The sequence below is a fragment of the Aurantibacter crassamenti genome, assembly GCF_016811105.1.
Lineage (GTDB): Bacteria > Bacteroidota > Bacteroidia > Flavobacteriales > Flavobacteriaceae > Aurantibacter_A > Aurantibacter_A crassamenti.
In genome coordinates, this window is the sequence record NZ_JAFBGM010000001.1 from 1 (window position 1) to 17,565 (window position 17,565).

14 protein-coding genes are annotated in these 17,565 nt (G+C 33.7%); 13 read left to right on the forward strand and 1 reads right to left on the reverse strand.

The features are described from left to right. Positions 1-172 precede the first annotated feature (172 nt). The gene (locus JQC67_RS00005) at positions 173-985 is read right to left on the reverse strand and encodes a hypothetical protein (protein ID WP_203250818.1); all 813 of its coding nucleotides are present in this window, start codon (positions 983-985) and stop codon (positions 173-175) included. Between the two features lie 374 nt (positions 986-1,359). Here JQC67_RS00005 and JQC67_RS00010 point away from each other — a divergent pair, with 374 nt between their 5' ends. The 13 genes from JQC67_RS00010 (at position 1,360) to JQC67_RS00070 (ending at position 17,511) form a co-directional block, all read left to right on the forward strand. Next, positions 1,360-1,923: a Crp/Fnr family transcriptional regulator gene (locus JQC67_RS00010; protein ID WP_203250819.1), complete on the forward strand. Its 564-nt coding sequence runs from the start codon at positions 1,360-1,362 to the stop codon at positions 1,921-1,923. A gap of 55 nt (positions 1,924-1,978) precedes the next feature. Continuing rightward, the gene (locus tag JQC67_RS00015) at positions 1,979-2,410 is read left to right on the forward strand and encodes a DUF1330 domain-containing protein (RefSeq protein WP_203250820.1); all 432 of its coding nucleotides are present in this window, start codon (positions 1,979-1,981) and stop codon (positions 2,408-2,410) included. Positions 2,411-2,684: 274 nt separating this feature from the next. Beyond that, complete coding sequence (locus JQC67_RS00020) at positions 2,685-3,893, forward strand: amidohydrolase family protein (protein WP_238934414.1); 1,209 nt, start codon at positions 2,685-2,687, stop codon at positions 3,891-3,893. 711 nt (positions 3,894-4,604) lie between these two features. Further along, complete coding sequence (locus JQC67_RS00025; protein WP_203250822.1) at positions 4,605-5,138, forward strand: hypothetical protein; 534 nt, start codon at positions 4,605-4,607, stop codon at positions 5,136-5,138. A gap of 93 nt (positions 5,139-5,231) precedes the next feature. Continuing rightward, on the forward strand, positions 5,232-6,254 hold the full coding sequence (locus JQC67_RS00030) for a fibrobacter succinogenes major paralogous domain-containing protein (protein ID WP_203250823.1): 1,023 nt from the start codon (positions 5,232-5,234) through the stop codon (positions 6,252-6,254). An 846-nt stretch (positions 6,255-7,100) separates the two neighbouring features. Next, positions 7,101-8,429, forward strand: coding sequence for an ADP-ribosylglycohydrolase family protein (locus JQC67_RS00035; protein ID WP_203250824.1), 1,329 nt, complete (start codon positions 7,101-7,103; stop codon positions 8,427-8,429). 280 nt (positions 8,430-8,709) lie between these two features. Further along, the gene (locus JQC67_RS00040; RefSeq protein ID WP_203250825.1) at positions 8,710-9,486 is read left to right on the forward strand and encodes a DUF6090 family protein; all 777 of its coding nucleotides are present in this window, start codon (positions 8,710-8,712) and stop codon (positions 9,484-9,486) included. A 333-nt stretch (positions 9,487-9,819) separates the two neighbouring features. Then, positions 9,820-11,166, forward strand: coding sequence for an amidohydrolase (locus JQC67_RS00045; protein ID WP_238934415.1), 1,347 nt, complete (start codon positions 9,820-9,822; stop codon positions 11,164-11,166). 339 nt (positions 11,167-11,505) lie between these two features. Then, a complete protein-coding gene (locus tag JQC67_RS00050) occupies positions 11,506-13,365 on the forward strand; it encodes a sulfatase family protein (protein WP_203250826.1) in 1,860 nt (619 codons plus the stop codon). A 292-nt stretch (positions 13,366-13,657) separates the two neighbouring features. Continuing rightward, positions 13,658-13,990 (forward strand): ArsR/SmtB family transcription factor, encoded by a 333-nt coding sequence (locus JQC67_RS00055; RefSeq protein ID WP_203250827.1) that lies wholly within the window; start codon positions 13,658-13,660, stop codon positions 13,988-13,990. Positions 13,991-14,039: 49 nt separating this feature from the next. Further along, complete coding sequence (locus JQC67_RS00060; protein WP_203250828.1) at positions 14,040-14,672, forward strand: arsenate-mycothiol transferase ArsC; 633 nt, start codon at positions 14,040-14,042, stop codon at positions 14,670-14,672. Positions 14,673-14,676: 4 nt separating this feature from the next. Continuing rightward, positions 14,677-15,723: an ACR3 family arsenite efflux transporter gene (arsB, locus tag JQC67_RS00065; RefSeq protein ID WP_203250829.1), complete on the forward strand. Its 1,047-nt coding sequence runs from the start codon at positions 14,677-14,679 to the stop codon at positions 15,721-15,723. A gap of 351 nt (positions 15,724-16,074) precedes the next feature. Beyond that, positions 16,075-17,511 carry a sulfatase family protein gene (locus JQC67_RS00070; RefSeq protein ID WP_203250830.1) on the forward strand — a complete coding sequence of 479 codons (1,437 nt, stop codon included), beginning with the start codon at positions 16,075-16,077 and terminating at the stop codon, positions 17,509-17,511. Positions 17,512-17,565 lie beyond the last annotated feature (54 nt).

Consider the following 17,565-nt stretch of genomic DNA (forward strand, 5'->3'; position numbering starts at 1 on the left):
ATAAAACCTAAGCGACGATATCTCTTTTTAGTATCTAGCCCAACCACGAAATCACTCTTCCTTTTTAAACTAATTCATTATTCTAAATATCTTATCTTCAACTTAAGAAACAAACATACGAGCTCAAGCGTTGGCAACAAGCTAAAAAAACAAATACTATTTAAAAAAATGTCTAATTCCAGTCAAGTTCAAAGGTTACTTTAACACTACCTCCATAGTTGTCAATATTTATCTGACTAGGCTTTTCACTAACATAGTCCCCAAAATTTAAAAACCAATTAGTGAAATGTTCAGAAGTAGTAGGATCTCCGTCTAAATCAAATAATTCAAAATACAATACATTATCTACACTAAATAACAATTCGTTATTTTCATAATTCCATTCAAAACTGCTTTCATTTTCATGTACCTCTGAAATTGGAAGATCGACATGTTTATATGAAGGAGATTCCTTGCTCACATCTATTCCTACATATCTCTTATTAATTTGGAAATATAAATCCGCTAGCCGTTCGGGATCGGTATCTGAAAAACTTGGATCGAAGGACTTTCCTTTGTTTGGATAAGTATTTAGAGTAACCTTTGATATTCTTACCGAATTAGTAATCGAATCGACTTGAATTTGCCTTTCCACTCTTCTTACTTTACCATCTTGAGTTTGTGCCTCAATGAAAAAAGTTTTAACACCTACTGTTTGATAACTAAAACTTACTTGAAATTGATTCTCTTTATCAATACCTACACACTTCGTTAGTTGACTAACATCTGAATTAAAAAAATCGGAACCAATACATCCCAAACTAAGAGTTTCATCTGAAGAGGCATTTATTATAATTCTTTCATCTATTCCAAAAATATTTCTTTCCAAATCCAAAGACAACTCTAATTCATCTTCAGGAGTCTCTGTGACACTTTCATTATCTGAAGTTTCTGAAGAACAAGAAATCAAAACAAACATTAAAAATAAATTTGAAATTTTTGTCATAAAAAAGTTTTTATCTAAAAAAATCTAAACGTAATTGTTATAAATTTTATTGGATAAATTACATCTCTTTTTAGTTTTTATGCATTATTGTTAGTTAATGCTCTCTTACTTAGACCAAAGGGTAATAGATTTAAAAAATTAATCTTAATGGAATAAAGCCAGTTGCCAACAATGCCTAAACGTAATGCGGACTTTAGTGCTAAACCGAAAGGTCTGTGTATATTTATAATGTCGCTAAATCTTATGGATTTAGCTTTGGACAACAAAAAATAAAACTAAACAATAAGCTTTAGCTTCGTGCGCAGACGGAAACGAAAAGTTTCCTTGCCCCCGCACTACGCTTAGCCGAAACGTTAGGTGTAATTACCAAAAAAATGAAAAAATTCCTCATTAACACTTTTAATATTTCAGAGTCTGAAGCTCAATTATTTTCAGACTCATTTGAGAGAATAAATTTAATTAAGGGAGAGAGATTTATAACCTATGGTAAAGTTTGTAATAGAGTAGGATTTGTTGAAAAAGGAATTTTAAAATGTACTTTAATCAGTTCTGAAAAGTCTGTTGTAGATGATTTTGCCTTTGAAAATCAATTTGTAGCAAATTACTATAGTTTTTTAAGACAAGAAAAATCAAATAAAGAAATAGTTTGCTTACAAGATTCTGTTTTAAGAATAATTACCCGAAACAAACTTGAAGAGTTAAGTAAGTACACTTTTATTGCAAATATAGCGAGACAAGTTTCAGAACAACTTTTTATTTCTACATCAAAAAAACTTGAAGATATAAGACTTTTAAGTGCTGAAGAAAGGTATTTAAGATTAGTTAAAATTAACAAAAGAATTACTGATGAAATTCCTCAATATGAAATAGCTTCATATCTAAATGTAAGTCCAGAAACAGTAAGTAGAATTAGAAAAAAAATTGCTCGTGGTTCTTGATTTACATCAATGAATACTCGTGACATTAATTTCATTTTTGTAAAAACAAAAAGAAATGAGTAAACACATTAACGCAACATCAGAAGCTGGTAAAGAATTTTATTTAAAATTTCTTAAAAAGGAAAAAGCAATAGTAATGCTGAATTTATTGAAATTTAAATCACAAGCAGACTATACCGATTTAGAATCAATAAAACCTGAAAAAGAAATTACAGGAGAGGAAGCATATAATTTATATACAAGTAACACATTAAATGAACTTAAACAAATAGGTAGTGAAATCCTGTTTTACGGGGAAAGTAAGAGCTTCTTAATTGGACCTGATTCTGAAAAATGGGATGCTGTCATATTAGTGAAACATCAATCAATTAAATCTTTTATGGACTTTTCTAAAAATGAAATTTATTTGAATAATGTTGGGCATAGAACTGCTGGATTAGAAGATTCTCGATTATTACCTACGACTGAAATAAAAAACTACACCTAACAATTCCTAAAATACATTGCTTGCGGATTTCCTAAACGGAAATCAAGCGCAAAAAGCTATCTTTAGGTTCGGCTAGATTGTCCTTCGGACAAATCACAGCAACGAACATTAACATCCTAAAGACATACAAATGAAAAGTTTTAAAAATGTTTGCATACTATTTTTTTTTATTATTGTCATACCAAACTGCGAAGCCCAGGCAAACGATTCCAAAGCAACTGCATTTACCAATATTACATTGATCGATGTGGTAAAATCCAAGTCATTAGAGAATATGACAATCATTATTAGTAATGACAAAATAAAATCTGTTTTCCCGAGCAATTCACAGCAAATTCCAACGAATGTTGAAATTATTGATATGACGGGTCATTATATTATTCCGGGTCTAATCGATGGGCATGTTCATCTTTTTGCAAATCAAAATAGAAATGCTGATTTAAAAAAACTTTTATTTTCTGGGGTTACCTCTTTACGGGATATGGGTGGTGATGCCAGAATATATCAAAAGCTTAATGAAAATATAGCAAACGGAACAATGCTATCTCCCAATATATATTATTCCGCGATGTTCTTTGGTCCGGAATTTTTAGAAGACCCTCGTACAAAGTTTGCAAACAAGGGAATTAACCCAGGAGAAGCTCCATGGATGAGGGTTGTAAAGGATGATACCAACCTCAGGAAGGTAATTTCAGAAGCAAAGGAAATAGGTGTAACGGGAATTAAGGTCTATGCTTCAATTTCACCCGATTTACTTAAAAAGATTTCGGAAGAAGCTCATAATCAAGGATTGAAAGTTTGGAGCCACTCAGCCACTTTTCCAAGTAAACCAAGTGACGCAGTAAAGGCAAATGTGGATGCTATATCACATGGTGTTGGAATGATAACGGAAAAGGCTGAAACAGTTCCTAATTCATTTAATGATGCGATACGTAATTTTATACCAATTCAAGATTTTGAAAATGCTAACGCCTTATCTAATGTATATGTTGATCTACTCCAATCAATGAAATCCAATGGAACTATATTCGAACCAACAATTTCAGCTTGGAAAAGTGTTCAAAATGAAAATAAGGATGCTGAAAAGAACGATCAAAAAAAAAGCCCAAAGAGTAATATGGCACAAGCGAGGACTAAAATGAATATTCCTGCTATGAATAAATGGGTTAATAATATAACCAATGCTGCCTATATTAATGAGGTTACTATTGCTGCTGGAACAGACTTTACACGGACAATAAAATGGATTCAAGATGAGATTCGGTTTCTTGTTGAATCTGGTCTTACTGAAATTGACGCCATCAGAGCAGCAACTTTGAATAATGCCATGGTAATTGGAATTGATAAAACTCATGGTTCAATTTCAATTGACAAGCAAGCTGATTTAGTTATTTTAACCAAAAACCCATTAGAAAATATTGAAAATTTAAGAAGTGTAAAAATGGTTTATAAAGACGGGAAACGGTATTCAGCAGAAGAGTAAATTAAAACGTACTCCAACAACGTGTTCTATGAAAAGCCCTAGTCCAATTCACTTAAGTTAAATAATATTTTGCTTTAAACCACCTTTTTTCTTTTAATATAACTTGCTTCGCATCCTATTTGTGATACACCTTTTTTATTAGGGTTCACCAGTATCTGTATGGTTATAAGCTATAATAAACCGGTTCACTAGCTATACGATGTAATCCCGCCATAAGAAGGTCACAAGTTTTGTTTTGTGATACTGGTTTTTAATACTTCTTTTTGAGTTTTGTTTAATTTACTTTTATTTTATTTATTCCACTACTCCAATTACGAAATCACTCTTCCTTTTAAACTAATGGATTATTCTAAATATCTTATCTTCAACTTAAGAAACAAACATACGAGCTTAATCGATGTTATAACATTATTCATTTATTATTGTTTTTTAAGGTATTCATATGTTCGCTTTTCTCAGAAAGCAAGGCTCTTTTTGTCTTTCTAAAAAGCGTGAATAAATTCACTATTTTTAAAATCCAGAACCTCACTACGTATAGCGGGGCTTTAGCTGCAAGGCTGAGGATTCGGCAATTGTAGGAACAGTGGTTCACAAAAAATGTAGTATAAGAATATTTTTATATTTTTATTAATCATAAAATTCAATTATCCAGTATAATAAAAACTTCAAGAGTATTTTTTTTTAGAAATGAGATGATTAATAATTAGATTAATGAAGAATTTATTGGGAAAAGTTTTAATATTTTCACTATTTATAGTAGTTACAGGTTGTTCAAAATTGGATGATAAACTAACAAAGGATACAAATGAAGAGGAATTAGTACAGTTAAATAATAACGGTGAAAAAGTAAATTTTGAAGATGGGGGTTCGTCCGGTGGCAACTTCAATAATGGAAATCCACAAGGATTTATTATACATGCCACGGGAAATGTAAACAATTTTCCAATTCCAGATTTAGTGATACTTATATATGATGTAACATCTAAGGACTTTATTGTAGGAGCCGAGTTCAAAGGTACAGAAGAATTAAACATGGAGTTTATACTTTATAATAAAGAAACTGACCTAGAGCCATCGGAATATATTGCACAGTCTAAAGACGATGCTTATTTAAAAATTACAGAAGTTGACCATGAAAATAAAACTATCTCGGGAATCTTTAGTTTCACAGGTTTCTTGGATTGGTATGAAGGTGGAGAAACACGCTCATTTGATGGAGCTTTTACTAATATATATTATAAATAGTCAAATTTAATCAGCTTTCTCGATTACACAAATAGTATATAGATTATAAATAATAAAGTGAAATTAGTCAATAGGTTTTGGATAATATCAATAATGATTTGCCTATCATTAAATATAATTTCAACTGGCTGTACAAAGGATGACAAAAGGATTAAAATCCCTGTAATCATAACTTCTGGAGTTGAAGAAATATCTCACTCAAAGGCAATAAGTGGAGGAGAAATAATTTCTGACGGAGGGGAGTTTATAACAGCGAAAGGGATATGCTGGAGTTCTAGTAAAAACCCAACCGTACTCGATAATAAAACAGACGAAGGCGAGGGTTTAAAGAGCTTTTCGAGTGAAATTGAAGGATTAATGCCTAACACAACGTACTACGTAAGAAGTTATGCATCAAATAGTTCAGGAATAGGATATGGGGATGTTTTATCTTTTACTACACTTGAAGAAAACACTAAAACAGTTGGAGAAATTAACTTTAATCCTAATGTTACCTACGGAACAATGAGTGATATTGATGGAAATAAGTATAAAACAATAGAAATTGGCACTCAAGTTTGGATGGCAGAAAATCTAAGAGTCTCTAAATATAACGATGGAACAGACATACTTTTGATAGATGATGAGGAATTATTGAGCGACTTAACAAGTCCAGCATATTATTGGTATTACAATTACGAATTAGAATTTAAAAACACTTATGGGGCATTGTATAATTGGTATGCGGTTAATACGGGTAAGCTTGCCCCAACTGGATGGCATGTCCCCACTTATGAAGAATGGGAAACCTTGCTCACCTCGCTTGATTATATTGGAAATGAATACGAAGTAGGATTGATGCTTAGAGAAACAGGTATTACACATTGGACTAACAATAACAACGAACAAGCTACTAATGAATCTGGCTTTACAGCACTTCCTGGAGGTTATTATGGACAACATGGAGGTGAACAAAATGGAGAATATGGTTTTTGGTGGAGTTCGACTGAAGATGATCTTGAGCCTTCTCCTGGACTTGATTGGGCTGTAGGCTTCCACCTTAACACTGTATTTATTAACCCTCGAATGGCGGGTGAAAAGGTGATAGGTTTTTCTGTGCGTTGTGTTAAAGATTAATGACTTTTGCTAATTGTGAATTAAATCAGACAACGACAATATTTATAAAGTCTTAATCCTGACTTTATCTTACCTAATTTTTAAAGCTGTATCAATAAAATTTGTATTGAAAATCATAAAATTGATACAATATATTTGGAATCAGCACTTTTAATCAAACAAATTTCAGGCTACTCTAATAAAACAAAAAGCTTTGTTCAGGTGCATAATCTATCTATTCACAACAAGCTTTGGGGCTGACGGTTCAAACCGAGCACATCACAAAATAATCGCTAAAAGCAATTTATTCATATCATTTTAATCTATTATAGGAGCTCCTATCTTCGATTCGCTCGGAAGGCAATTTTCTTTTTGTCTTTCTAAAAAGTGTGATTAAATTCCCTATTTTAAAAGCCAGAACCTCACTACGTTTAGCGGTGCATTGGCAAACATTTGAAAAACAGCGAAAATGATAAAGCATATGTAAAAGACATTAAGATTTTCACTCCAAAAATCAAAAATTATGGCAAAAATCAGATAAACTGTTCAATCGAGAAAATTCGATGCACAAAGTATTTTGGAAAATGCAATGAAAAGTGCAGTAAGCAGAAAACCTATGAAACGATATCATATCAATGTATCTAGCCGAGACCTCGCTGTCCCTCTTATTTAAGCTTATCATTTTTCATCCTAGCTAATAATTTAAAAACATTAGCTTAGTAAGAGTGTAAACCTAAGCGCCGATATCTCTATTTAGTATCTAGCCCAACCTCGAAATCACTCTTCCTTTTAAACTAATGGATTATTCTAAATATCTTATCTTCAACTTAAGAAACAAACATACGAGTCCAACCGTTAGTAGTAATTATGAAAAACTTGATTTTAATATCACTTCCTTTATTAATTTTGAATTCTTGCATCCCAAAAAGTGAAAAAAAAACTATTCATATTGAGAATAAAACACAAACTATTAGTATTTCAAAAGATAAGTACCAAAACCAATTATACGGATTTTGGCTTGGTCAATGCATTGCTAACTGGACTGGTTTGGTTACAGAAATGGATAAAATTGGAAATCTTGGCGAAATAAAAACAGGTGATTTTTACACCAGAGACGATTGGGGAAAACCCGACCAACCAAGTATTTGGGGCGAAGGAGTTCCCAGCGATTTATCATCTACGATAGATTTTGTATTTAAAAATAGCGATGAAATTTGGGGCGCGGATGATGATACAGACATAGAATTTATGTATCAACATCTTCTATACACAAACAAAGTTAATGTTCTTACCCCAAAGCAAATACAAAATGGTTGGTTAAAACATATAAAGCCTGAAGAGGAAAACTATTTATGGGTTTCTAATCAAAAAGCATTCGATTTAATGAAAACTGGTGTTCTTCCGCCCGAAACAGGGAACCCAAAACTTAATGAACATTATGAAATGATTGATGCCCAACTAACCACAGAAATATTTGGACTATTTGCACCTACAAGACCAGATATCGCATTGAAAATGGCTGAACTACCAATTCAAACTACTGCTAGGCAAGAAGCAGAGGATATTTCAAAATTTTATGTGTCTATGTATTCGCTTGTGTATGCTGCAAATTCTAATAGTAGCATGAAAGAAAAAATGCTTTGGATGTCTAGTAAATCAAGAGAAATACTGCCAAATGATTCCTATCCAGCAAAAATGTACGATTATACTAAACTCTTATATGAATCAGGTATTCCGTGGGAACAAACAAGAGATTCACTTTACTATAGATATCAGGTTAACCAAAAAGACGGCTATAACATAACATCAAGAAATTTATACTGTAATGGCTGTTTTGCGGCAGGAATAAATTTTGCTGCAAGTTTAGTAAGTCTTTTTTATGGTGAGGGAGATTTAAAAGAAACTATAAAAATTGGGACACTTGCAGGTTGGGATTCGGATAATCCAACTGCAACTTGGGGAGGTCTGCTTGGTTTTATGATTGGAAAAGACGGAATAGAAAGTACCTTTGGTCGGACATTCTCAAATCGATATAATATTCACAGAACCAGACAAAACTTTCCAGGAAATGGTATAAATACATTTGACGATATGTCAAAAAAAGGTCTTATGATAACTAACAGAGTTGTGTTAGAGGAATTAGGTGGCAAAATTGATGAAGAAAATAATATTTGGATAATCCCTTTAAAACAATAATAATGAACAAAGAGCCGCGAACACCGTATATTATTTATTGCTAGTTTTAGCCTACTTACGAAAATTCTCACGGATTTTCTATTTGGTTTTTTTTGCTAAATTAGGTGCTTAAACCACGTAACGAACCATATACAAACACGTTAGCCTTCATTAAGACCAACCATTAACCAAATGATAAAATTCTTTAGATTATCGAAACAAAATTTTGCAATGCAAAATCAAATGTCTTGCGGACATTTGGTGGAGATAGCCGCTTGCGGAAGATTTAAAATCATTAAACATGATTAAGTTCTTCAGAAGTATTAGACAACAACTACTCTCTGAAAATAAATTCAGTAAATATTTACTTTATGCTATTGGTGAAATTATACTTGTTGTTATTGGAATTTTAATTGCTTTATCTATTAATAATTGGAATGAGGGCAGAAAATTAGAAAACGATAGGCTAAAACTTATGCGTGACCTAAAAAAAGAACTCTTAATCAATAAAGCATCATTAGATAATCACTTACTAGGATTGCAAATTAACAATTCTCAGCTAAATAAAGTTATTAATTTTTCTGCAGGCACTCTAGAACTGCCAATAGATAGTCTCAGAATTTATTCTTCCAATTTGATTTATCCAATAGATTTATCCATATTAAATTCAGTTCAAGAAGAAGCCATATCAGCAGGTAAATTTGAAATCTTAAGTGATAATTTAAAACATCAGCTATCTATATTAAAGGATTATTCTGAGTCTAGAGTGAAAATAGATGAAAAACTCAAGGAATCAATTCTGAATAAGGATACTGAAGTAATTAATTTAATTCTAAATCTATCAGCTTTTCCAGATATTCCTGAAAGATTTTATGTGCAACAACCTACATCAATGCACCCAGATTTTATTAAAAGTGATGACGAATTAGTTAGCTTAATCAAGTCTTCTAAAACATATTCAACAATATTTCAAATTTACTATCTCAGTATTACTGACCAAATATGGATTAAATATGGCTTACTAAATCATACTAATGAAACGATTGAATTGATTGAAAAAGAATTGAATGAAAAATAACGAAAGCACAACAAAACCTCCTATGTAATACAGGCTTTAGAACAAAATCGAAAGGTCTGTTTATATTTATAATGTCCGCAAAATCTTTGGCCCCGAAGCGTCGGGGTTGCTTTGGACAAGAAAAAATAAAACCAAATAAAAAGCTTTAGCTTCGTGCTAAGACTGAAACTCAACGTTTCCTAACTTCCGCACTACGCTTAGCTCAAGCCTTACGCTTCATTATCCAAAACTCGAGTTAATTAATTATCCTACCTTCCCAAAAATCAAAATACCAACCAATAACAGATGATTAAATTCTATAGAAAAATACGTAATCCTAAATGCTTTAAAGAAATGAAAATAACTACCATCGAGTCAAACTTTAAATACCCTTTAAAAACGCTATCGTTGTTCATCTTAATGCTTTATTCGACGTTAACTTTCGCACAAATCAAAGATTATAGTGAAGTGGTTACTAAAAAAGCAGATAAGATTGAGCAGAAAGTTATCGATTGGCGACATGATATTCACCAAAATCCAGAATTAGGAAATCGTGAATTTCGTACTGCCGCCCTAGTTGCCAAACATTTAGAAGCACTAGGTATAGATGTACAAACAAAAATAGGTGTGACAGGCGTTGTTGGTATTCTTAAAGGAGATAAGCCCGGTCCGGTTGTAGCACTTCGAGCAGACATGGATGCCTTACCAGTTGAAGAGAAGAATGATTTAACATTTGCCTCAAAGGTTAAAACCACGTACAATGGTAATGAAACTTCTGTAATGCATGCCTGCGGTCACGATGGTCATGTAGCTATTTTAATGGGTGTTGCTGAAATACTTTCAGAAATGAAAAGCGATTTAAAAGGCACCGTGAAATTTATTTTTCAACCAGCCGAAGAGGGTGCACCTAAAGGTGAAGAAGGAGGGGCCTATTTAATGACAAAAGAAGGTGTACTTGAAAATCCGAAAGTAGATGTCATTTTTGGGCTACATATGGATGCTTTAACGGAAGTTGGAAAAATCACCTATAGACCAGCAGGCATTATGGCAAGCGTTAATGATATGAAAATTACTGTTAAAGGAAAACCAGCGCATGGCTCTTCTCCATGGTTTGGCATTGACCCCATAGTGGTTTCCGCTCAAATTATCACTAGCCTTCAAACTATTGTAAGTCGTAATGTTGCATTGACTGATAATGCTGCTGTTGTAACAATAGGTGCCATCAATGGCGGGAATAGAAGTAATGTCATACCCGAGCAAGTAGAAATGTTAGGTACAATCAGAACCTTAACTGATGAAGACGAAGCTTTTGTACTTAAAAGAATAAGAGAAACTGTAGAATTTACTGCAAAAGCTGCTGGAGCAACTGTTACCTTAGAGCTTCCGTACTCTATGCGTTTTCCAGTAACCTTCAACAATGAAAAGTTAACAGAAATGATGTTGCCAACATTAGAAAAATCTGCAGGAAAGGAGAATGTCACTCTTATTCCTGCCATTACAGGAGCAGAGGATTTTTCATACTTCGCTCAAAAAGTGCCGGGACTTTATTTTTTCGTCGGTTCAACGACCATAGGCAGAGATATAAAAACTGTCGGAGACCATCATACGCCACAGTTCTTAATGGACGATAGTTCGTTTAAGACAGGCGTTAATGCCATGTGTAATTTGGTGTTTGATTATATGGAGTTGAACAGTCAATAAAAGCTAAATATGTAGAAAATCAAAAGTATATTGATAGTGCTCATAAATTTTATAATTTAGTTAGCACCTCCATAAAGTAGCAAATAAAAAACTATTGCCAACGCCGTATAAATTTAAATTCTGGCACTCGCCTACTTCTGAGTCCCGAAGTATTGAGACTCACGGATTTTCTACCAGCCCGCCGGCTGGCAGGTTTGGTCTGTGTTTACTAAATCAGTTACTAAACCACGCAGTTAATCTTATAAAAGACCATTGCCAACAATATGAAGATTACTTCGGCGACATAATTTTATAACGCAATACAAATAAGTGATACTCAAAAGTAAAAACCATAATCAAATGAAATATTTAATTCTCTTAGGGGGCCTACTAGCATTTTTTGCATGTACACCACCAAAAGAAAAATTACCACCACCAAATATTGTTTGGATTACTTCTGAAGATAATTCGAAGCATTATATGAAATTATTTGATAAAAATGGGATTGAAACCCCTAACATTGAAAAACTGGCCAATAAAGGAATTAAGTTTACAAGAGCTTTTTCAAATGCTCCTGTATGTAGTGCTGCAAGATCCACATTAATCGCTGGTTGCTATGGACCAAGGTTGGCTTCTCATTACCACAGAAGGCTAAAGCAAGTTCCTATGCCGCGGGGAGTAGAGATGTTTCCAGCTTATTTGAAGCAAGCAGGGTATTACACTACCAACAATAACAAGGAGGATTATAACATTATCAAATCGGATTCCGTTTGGGATGACTCTTCAACAAAAGCACATTGGAAAAACCGTGCAAAAGGACAGCCTTTTTTTCATGTGTTTAATATAGCCACCACTCATGAAGGGAAATTGCACTTCAATCAGGCACAAAGGGATTCTGTAAAAACAAACGCTAATCCTGAAGACTATGTAACACAACCTAATCATCCACAAACGAATCTTTACAAATACACTAATGCCTACTACCGTGATTTGATTGTGAAAATGGATGAACAAGTAGGAGCCGTAGTAGCAGAGCTTGAAGAAGCTGATTTGATGAAAAACACTATAGTTTTTTACTTTGGGGACCATGGTGGAGCTTTGCCAGGAAGCAAGGGATACATTTATGAAACAGGGCTTCACGTACCATTGGTAATTTATGTGCCCGAGAAGTACAAACAATTAGTGAAACGTGAGGTAGCTAGTATTACTGAAGGGTTTGTGAGTTTTGTTGATTTTGGCCCTACCCTGCTTAATTTAGCAGGACTAGAGACGCCAAAAGGAATGGATGGTAGGGCTTTTCTAGGAAAAGGTGTTGATCCCGCTGAAGTCGACAATAGAGATGAGACATTTGGCTATGCCAACCGTTTTGATGAAAAGTCCGATTTTGTAAGATCAATTAGAAAAGGGAAGTATAAGTACATAAGAAACTACATTCCATTCAACTTTGATGGCCTAATGAACAACTACCGCTACAACATGCTGGCCTATAAAGAATGGCAGGATTTGTACGAAAAAGGAGAACTCAACCGAACTCAGTCCATTTTCTATGAGTCCCGTGCCCCAGAGCAACTATTTGATGTGGATGAAGATCCTTATGAAACCAATAATCTAGCAAACGACCCTGCTTTCGAAGATAAGCTTTTAGAGATGAGATTAAATTTGGTGGCTAGAGTAAAAAGCATGCCAGATTTGAGTTTCTATCCTGAATTCGAATTGATCAATAATGCTTTTGATAACCCAGTATTATTTGGACAAAAAAACAAATCTGCCATCAGTGGTTATGTTGACATTGCACAATTGGAGTTATTTAGTTTTGAAGAAGTAAAGTCCACACTAGAGGAAAAGTTATCTTCTGATGATCGATGGGAAAGATACTGGGCTCTAGTGGTGTCGAGTTCATTTGGAAAGAAAGCTGGAGTATTTACAGACAAAGCACGAGAAATAGCCACTAATGATTCTGAATTAATCAATAGGGTAAGGGCAGCTCAATTGTTGGCATTTAGCGGAGCTCAAAATTCGGATCAATTAATTTTGGAAGCTTTGTATGCCTCTGAAGATAAGAGCCAAGTGATGCTGATGCTGAATGTGATTACTCAACTTCGGGACGGTCCGCATAAGATCGATTTTAAAATTGATTTTTCCAGAATCTCAGATAATATTTTAGAAGAGAGGCAATTGCAATGGAGGTTTGAATATTTAGGCTGGGCGAAAAACAACTAAATCAACAGAAAATGTAGTATATAAATAAAGCTGGTAACAAAAAATATAGTGCATCTGGCCAATACTAGTAGAAGTAAAAATATTAGCAATGAATAAAATTAGTTATTAACTGAAAGTGGAGCATTTCAAAATACCAAACGCCCCATATTTAAACCGTTGCCAGCAAACAAAGAACCCACCGCACAAACAGTACATTTATTTTTTGAACCAACCCCCAACCTCAACGATCGAAAAAATCTTTGTGTATTTATATATTAATCGTAATATTGCAATGAACTAATAAAGAAAGAAGATGGGATTAGCAAAAACCGAAATGTTTACCGACCTACAAAATGAAATTTCTCTTTTTGCAAAAGTATTCGGACATCCGGCAAGAGTAGCAATTTTACAACATTTGTTTAAAATTAACTCTTGTGTTTGCGGAGACCTGGTAAACGAAATTGGATTAGCTCAACCAACAATCTCACAACACTTGAAAGAACTAAAACATTTAGGCTTAATTAAAGGAAATGTAGAAGGAACAAGTGTTTGTTACTGTATACACGCAGAAAATTGGACAGCGATGAAAGTTGTTATGACTGAATTCCTTAATCAAGACATAAACGTAGAGCAAGATTGCTGTTAAAAAATTTTGAATACATTAATCGTATAATCGCAATAAACAAATAGTAAAAATGACAACTACAAAACCAGCCTTATTTGCAGAAATAGAAAATGTAATTAAAAAATTAAATCCGCATACTATTTCTAATGAACGCAAAGCAGTATTACAACCATTAACTGATTTTATTCAATTAAAGGTTTCCGAAAACAAAGAAATTCGTATCAATTTCATTTGTACTCACAATTCACGAAGAAGTCATTTGTCGCAAGTATGGGCTCAGACATTGGCAAGTTACTTCAATATTAAAAACGTGTTTTGTTATTCGGGCGGTACAGAAGCTACAGCACTTTTTCCTATGGCTGCAGAAACTTTGCAAAATTCAGGTTTTCAGATAAACACAATTTCAAAGAGCGAGAATCCTGTTTACAGTATTAAATATGCTGACAACGAGCATCCAATAATAGGGTTTTCAAAAAAGTTAGATGACGATTTTAATCCAAAATCTGAATTTGCAGCCATTATGACCTGCTCACAGGCTGATGGCGGTTGTCCATTTATTGCAGGTGCAGAAAAACGTATTCCTATTACTTTTGAAGATCCAAAAGCATTTGACAACACACCGCAACAAGCAGAAAAATACAATGAAAGAAGTATGCAAATTGCAACTGAATTATGCTATGTTTTCTCGCAAATAAATTCTTAAAAAAATGGCTTCAAAAAAATTAAGCTTTCTTGACAGAAATCTAACCCTTTGGATATTTGCAGCAATGGCTTTTGGCGTTGGGCTCGGGTATTTTATACCAACTTTTCCAAATATTATAAATTCATTCAATAGCGGAACTACAAATATTCCGATTGCCATAGGTTTAATTTTAATGATGTATCCGCCTTTGGCTAAAGTCAATTATGCACTCTTACCAAAAGTGTTCAGAAACACAAAAATATTATCCATTTCACTTATTCTCAATTGGATTATTGGCCCTGTTTTAATGTTTGTTTTGGCAATTACATTTTTACGCGATTATCCAGAATATATGGTCGGACTAATTTTAATTGGTTTGGCTCGTTGTATTGCAATGGTTTTGGTATGGAATGACCTTGCAGAAGGTAGCAGCGAATATGGTGCAGGTTTAGTTGCTTTAAACAGTATTTTTCAAGTGTTTGCCTACAGTTTTTATGCCTGGATTTTTATAACAGTTCTTCCGCCCTATTTTGGCTTTGAAGGCGCTATAGTAGATATTTCAATTGGAACGATAGCAGAGAGTGTCGCTATTTATTTGGGAATCCCTTTTCTTATGGGAATTTTAAGTAGGTTTCTATTAGTAAAACTAAAAGGCGAAGAATGGTACACAAACAAATTTATTCCCACAATTTCGCCAATGACATTAATTGCTTTGTTATTTACCATTGTGGTTATGTTCTCACTAAAAGGAGAGTTAATAGTTGAAATTCCAATGGATGTGCTAATCATTGCAGTTCCTTTACTCATCTATTTTAGTTTAATGTTCATCATTGGTTTTTTCTTTACCAAAGCCATGGGAGCAGAATACGACAAAACAGCCGCAGTAGCGTTTACTGCCGCAGGAAATAATTTTGAATTAGCGATTGCCGTTGCTATTGCTGTTTTTGGGCTCAATTCAGGGCAAGCTTTTGCTGGAGTAATTGGGCCATTAGTTGAAGTACCAGCATTAATTTTATTGGTTCGGGTTTCCTTTTGGTTACGGAAAAAATATTACAGAAAAACTACGGGGTAAAACCATATAGCTTATACAAGTATTCACGAGTTTAAAAACAATATTAAACTCGTGAATTTTTTAAATTTTACACCTTCCACGTTAGAAATTTTATAAACAAAGAAATATAGTAACTTGTTGTTATATATAATTGTTAGGTGCATATATTGAAAAAGAATAATTTCAGCATTAAACGATACCCATGAAAACATAAAAGACTGAATGAAGAAGGGGGTTGAAAAAAAAATGTATGTAGCTAATATCGGCTATATCAAATAGGGCAAAAAGAGCTAAATATAATGGCCAGGGCTTGTTTACTATGTAAGCCAAATCTTTGGCTCTATATTTTGAGTTCGACAAAAAACAAGAAGCATGTCAGTAAAAATAATGGTAAGCCTATTTCTCATCGCCTTTATAGGTATGAGTTCTTGTAAAGAGTCAAAAGATTTAATAACACCAAAAAGGCCAAACATTATTCTAATCATGACCGATGACCAAGGCTGGTTTGATGTCGGTTTTAATGGAAATACAGAAATACGAACACCATATTTAGATTCACTGGCAGCAAATGGTATTATTTTCGATCGTTTTTATGCAGCTTCTGCAGTTTGTTCACCAACACGAGCCAGTTTAATTACCGGTAGAAATCCGCTTAGAATGAATATTCCGTATGCCAATAATGGGCATATGCTGGCAGAAGAAATTACAATTCCTGAATTATTAAAAAAAGAAGGCTACCGTACTGCACATTTTGGCAAATGGCATTTAGGCACCTTAACAAAAACTGAGTTGGATGCGAATAGAGGCGGTAGACCTAACTATGTTAATGACTACACGATACCTACTGAACATGGTTATGACGAATTTTTCTGTACAGAGTCAAAAGTCCCTACCTATGATCCCATGGTTTATCCAAAGAAATTCAAAACAGGTGAGAGCAAACATTTTGGCTGGCAGGCCATCCAAAATAATGATTCAACTGAAAATTATGGCACTGCCTATTGGCTTCAAGAAAACGTAAAAGAAACACAAAATTTAAAAGGTGATAATTCGAAAATTATAGTAGACCGCGTAATTCCTTTTATAAATACATCTGTAAAAGAAGAAAAGCCATTCTTTTCAACTATTTGGTTTCACACGCCACATTTACCAGTAGTTAGCGATAGTCTACATCGCAGCTATTACAAAGATTTAGACCTTGCCAAACAAATTTACAATGGAACCATAACCGCCATGGATAAACAAATTGGCCGATTATGGAAAGAGTTAGAAGATCGTGGAATAGAAGAAGAAACTATACTTTTTTTCTGTAGTGATAATGGTCCGGAACGTGCAACCCCAGGTAGCGCTGGTATTTTTAGAGACCGCAAAAGAAGCTTATACGAAGGTGGTATTAGAGTACCTGCCTTTGCTATTTGGAAAGATAAATTCAAAGGGGGTCAGCGTATTGATTATCCTGCAGTCACATCTGATTATCTACCCACAATTCTTGATATTCTTGATTTAGAATATCCTTCAGATAGACCCATTGATGGTACTAGTTTATTAGCACCATTGACAGGCGGCAGTCAAGAAAGAATGAAACCTATTGGATTCATTTGCAAACCTCAAATATCATGGGTTACGAATCAATACAAACTGATTGGCGATGAAGAATTGGAAAATTTTGAACTGTATGATCTCCTACATGACAAATCAGAAGAAAATAATAGTATTCGTGATTTTCCAGAAATTGCGGCAACTATGAAGGTTGATTTACTTGACTGGTTAAACTCAGTTGAAAACAGTCAGAAAAAAAATGATTATTAGCATAAAATGCTACCAAATAATATTGGTTGTTAAGCAATTAGCACTACTCAAAAT

Coding starts and splice junctions, on each gene's coding strand:
- JQC67_RS00005 (WP_203250818.1), bottom strand. CDS start 985: ATGACAAAAATTTCAAATTTATTTTTAATGTTTGTTTTGATTTCTTGT.
- JQC67_RS00010 (WP_203250819.1), top strand. CDS start 1,360: ATGAAAAAATTCCTCATTAACACTTTTAATATTTCAGAGTCTGAAGCT.
- JQC67_RS00015 (WP_203250820.1), top strand. CDS start 1,979: ATGAGTAAACACATTAACGCAACATCAGAAGCTGGTAAAGAATTTTAT.
- JQC67_RS00020 (WP_238934414.1), top strand. CDS start 2,685: ATGACAATCATTATTAGTAATGACAAAATAAAATCTGTTTTCCCGAGC.
- JQC67_RS00025 (WP_203250822.1), top strand. CDS start 4,605: ATGAAGAATTTATTGGGAAAAGTTTTAATATTTTCACTATTTATAGTA.
- JQC67_RS00030 (WP_203250823.1), top strand. CDS start 5,232: ATGATTTGCCTATCATTAAATATAATTTCAACTGGCTGTACAAAGGAT.
- JQC67_RS00035 (WP_203250824.1), top strand. CDS start 7,101: ATGAAAAACTTGATTTTAATATCACTTCCTTTATTAATTTTGAATTCT.
- JQC67_RS00040 (WP_203250825.1), top strand. CDS start 8,710: ATGATTAAGTTCTTCAGAAGTATTAGACAACAACTACTCTCTGAAAAT.
- JQC67_RS00045 (WP_238934415.1), top strand. CDS start 9,820: ATGAAAATAACTACCATCGAGTCAAACTTTAAATACCCTTTAAAAACG.
- JQC67_RS00050 (WP_203250826.1), top strand. CDS start 11,506: ATGAAATATTTAATTCTCTTAGGGGGCCTACTAGCATTTTTTGCATGT.
- JQC67_RS00055 (WP_203250827.1), top strand. CDS start 13,658: ATGGGATTAGCAAAAACCGAAATGTTTACCGACCTACAAAATGAAATT.
- JQC67_RS00060 (WP_203250828.1), top strand. CDS start 14,040: ATGACAACTACAAAACCAGCCTTATTTGCAGAAATAGAAAATGTAATT.
- arsB (WP_203250829.1), top strand. CDS start 14,677: ATGGCTTCAAAAAAATTAAGCTTTCTTGACAGAAATCTAACCCTTTGG.
- JQC67_RS00070 (WP_203250830.1), top strand. CDS start 16,075: ATGTCAGTAAAAATAATGGTAAGCCTATTTCTCATCGCCTTTATAGGT.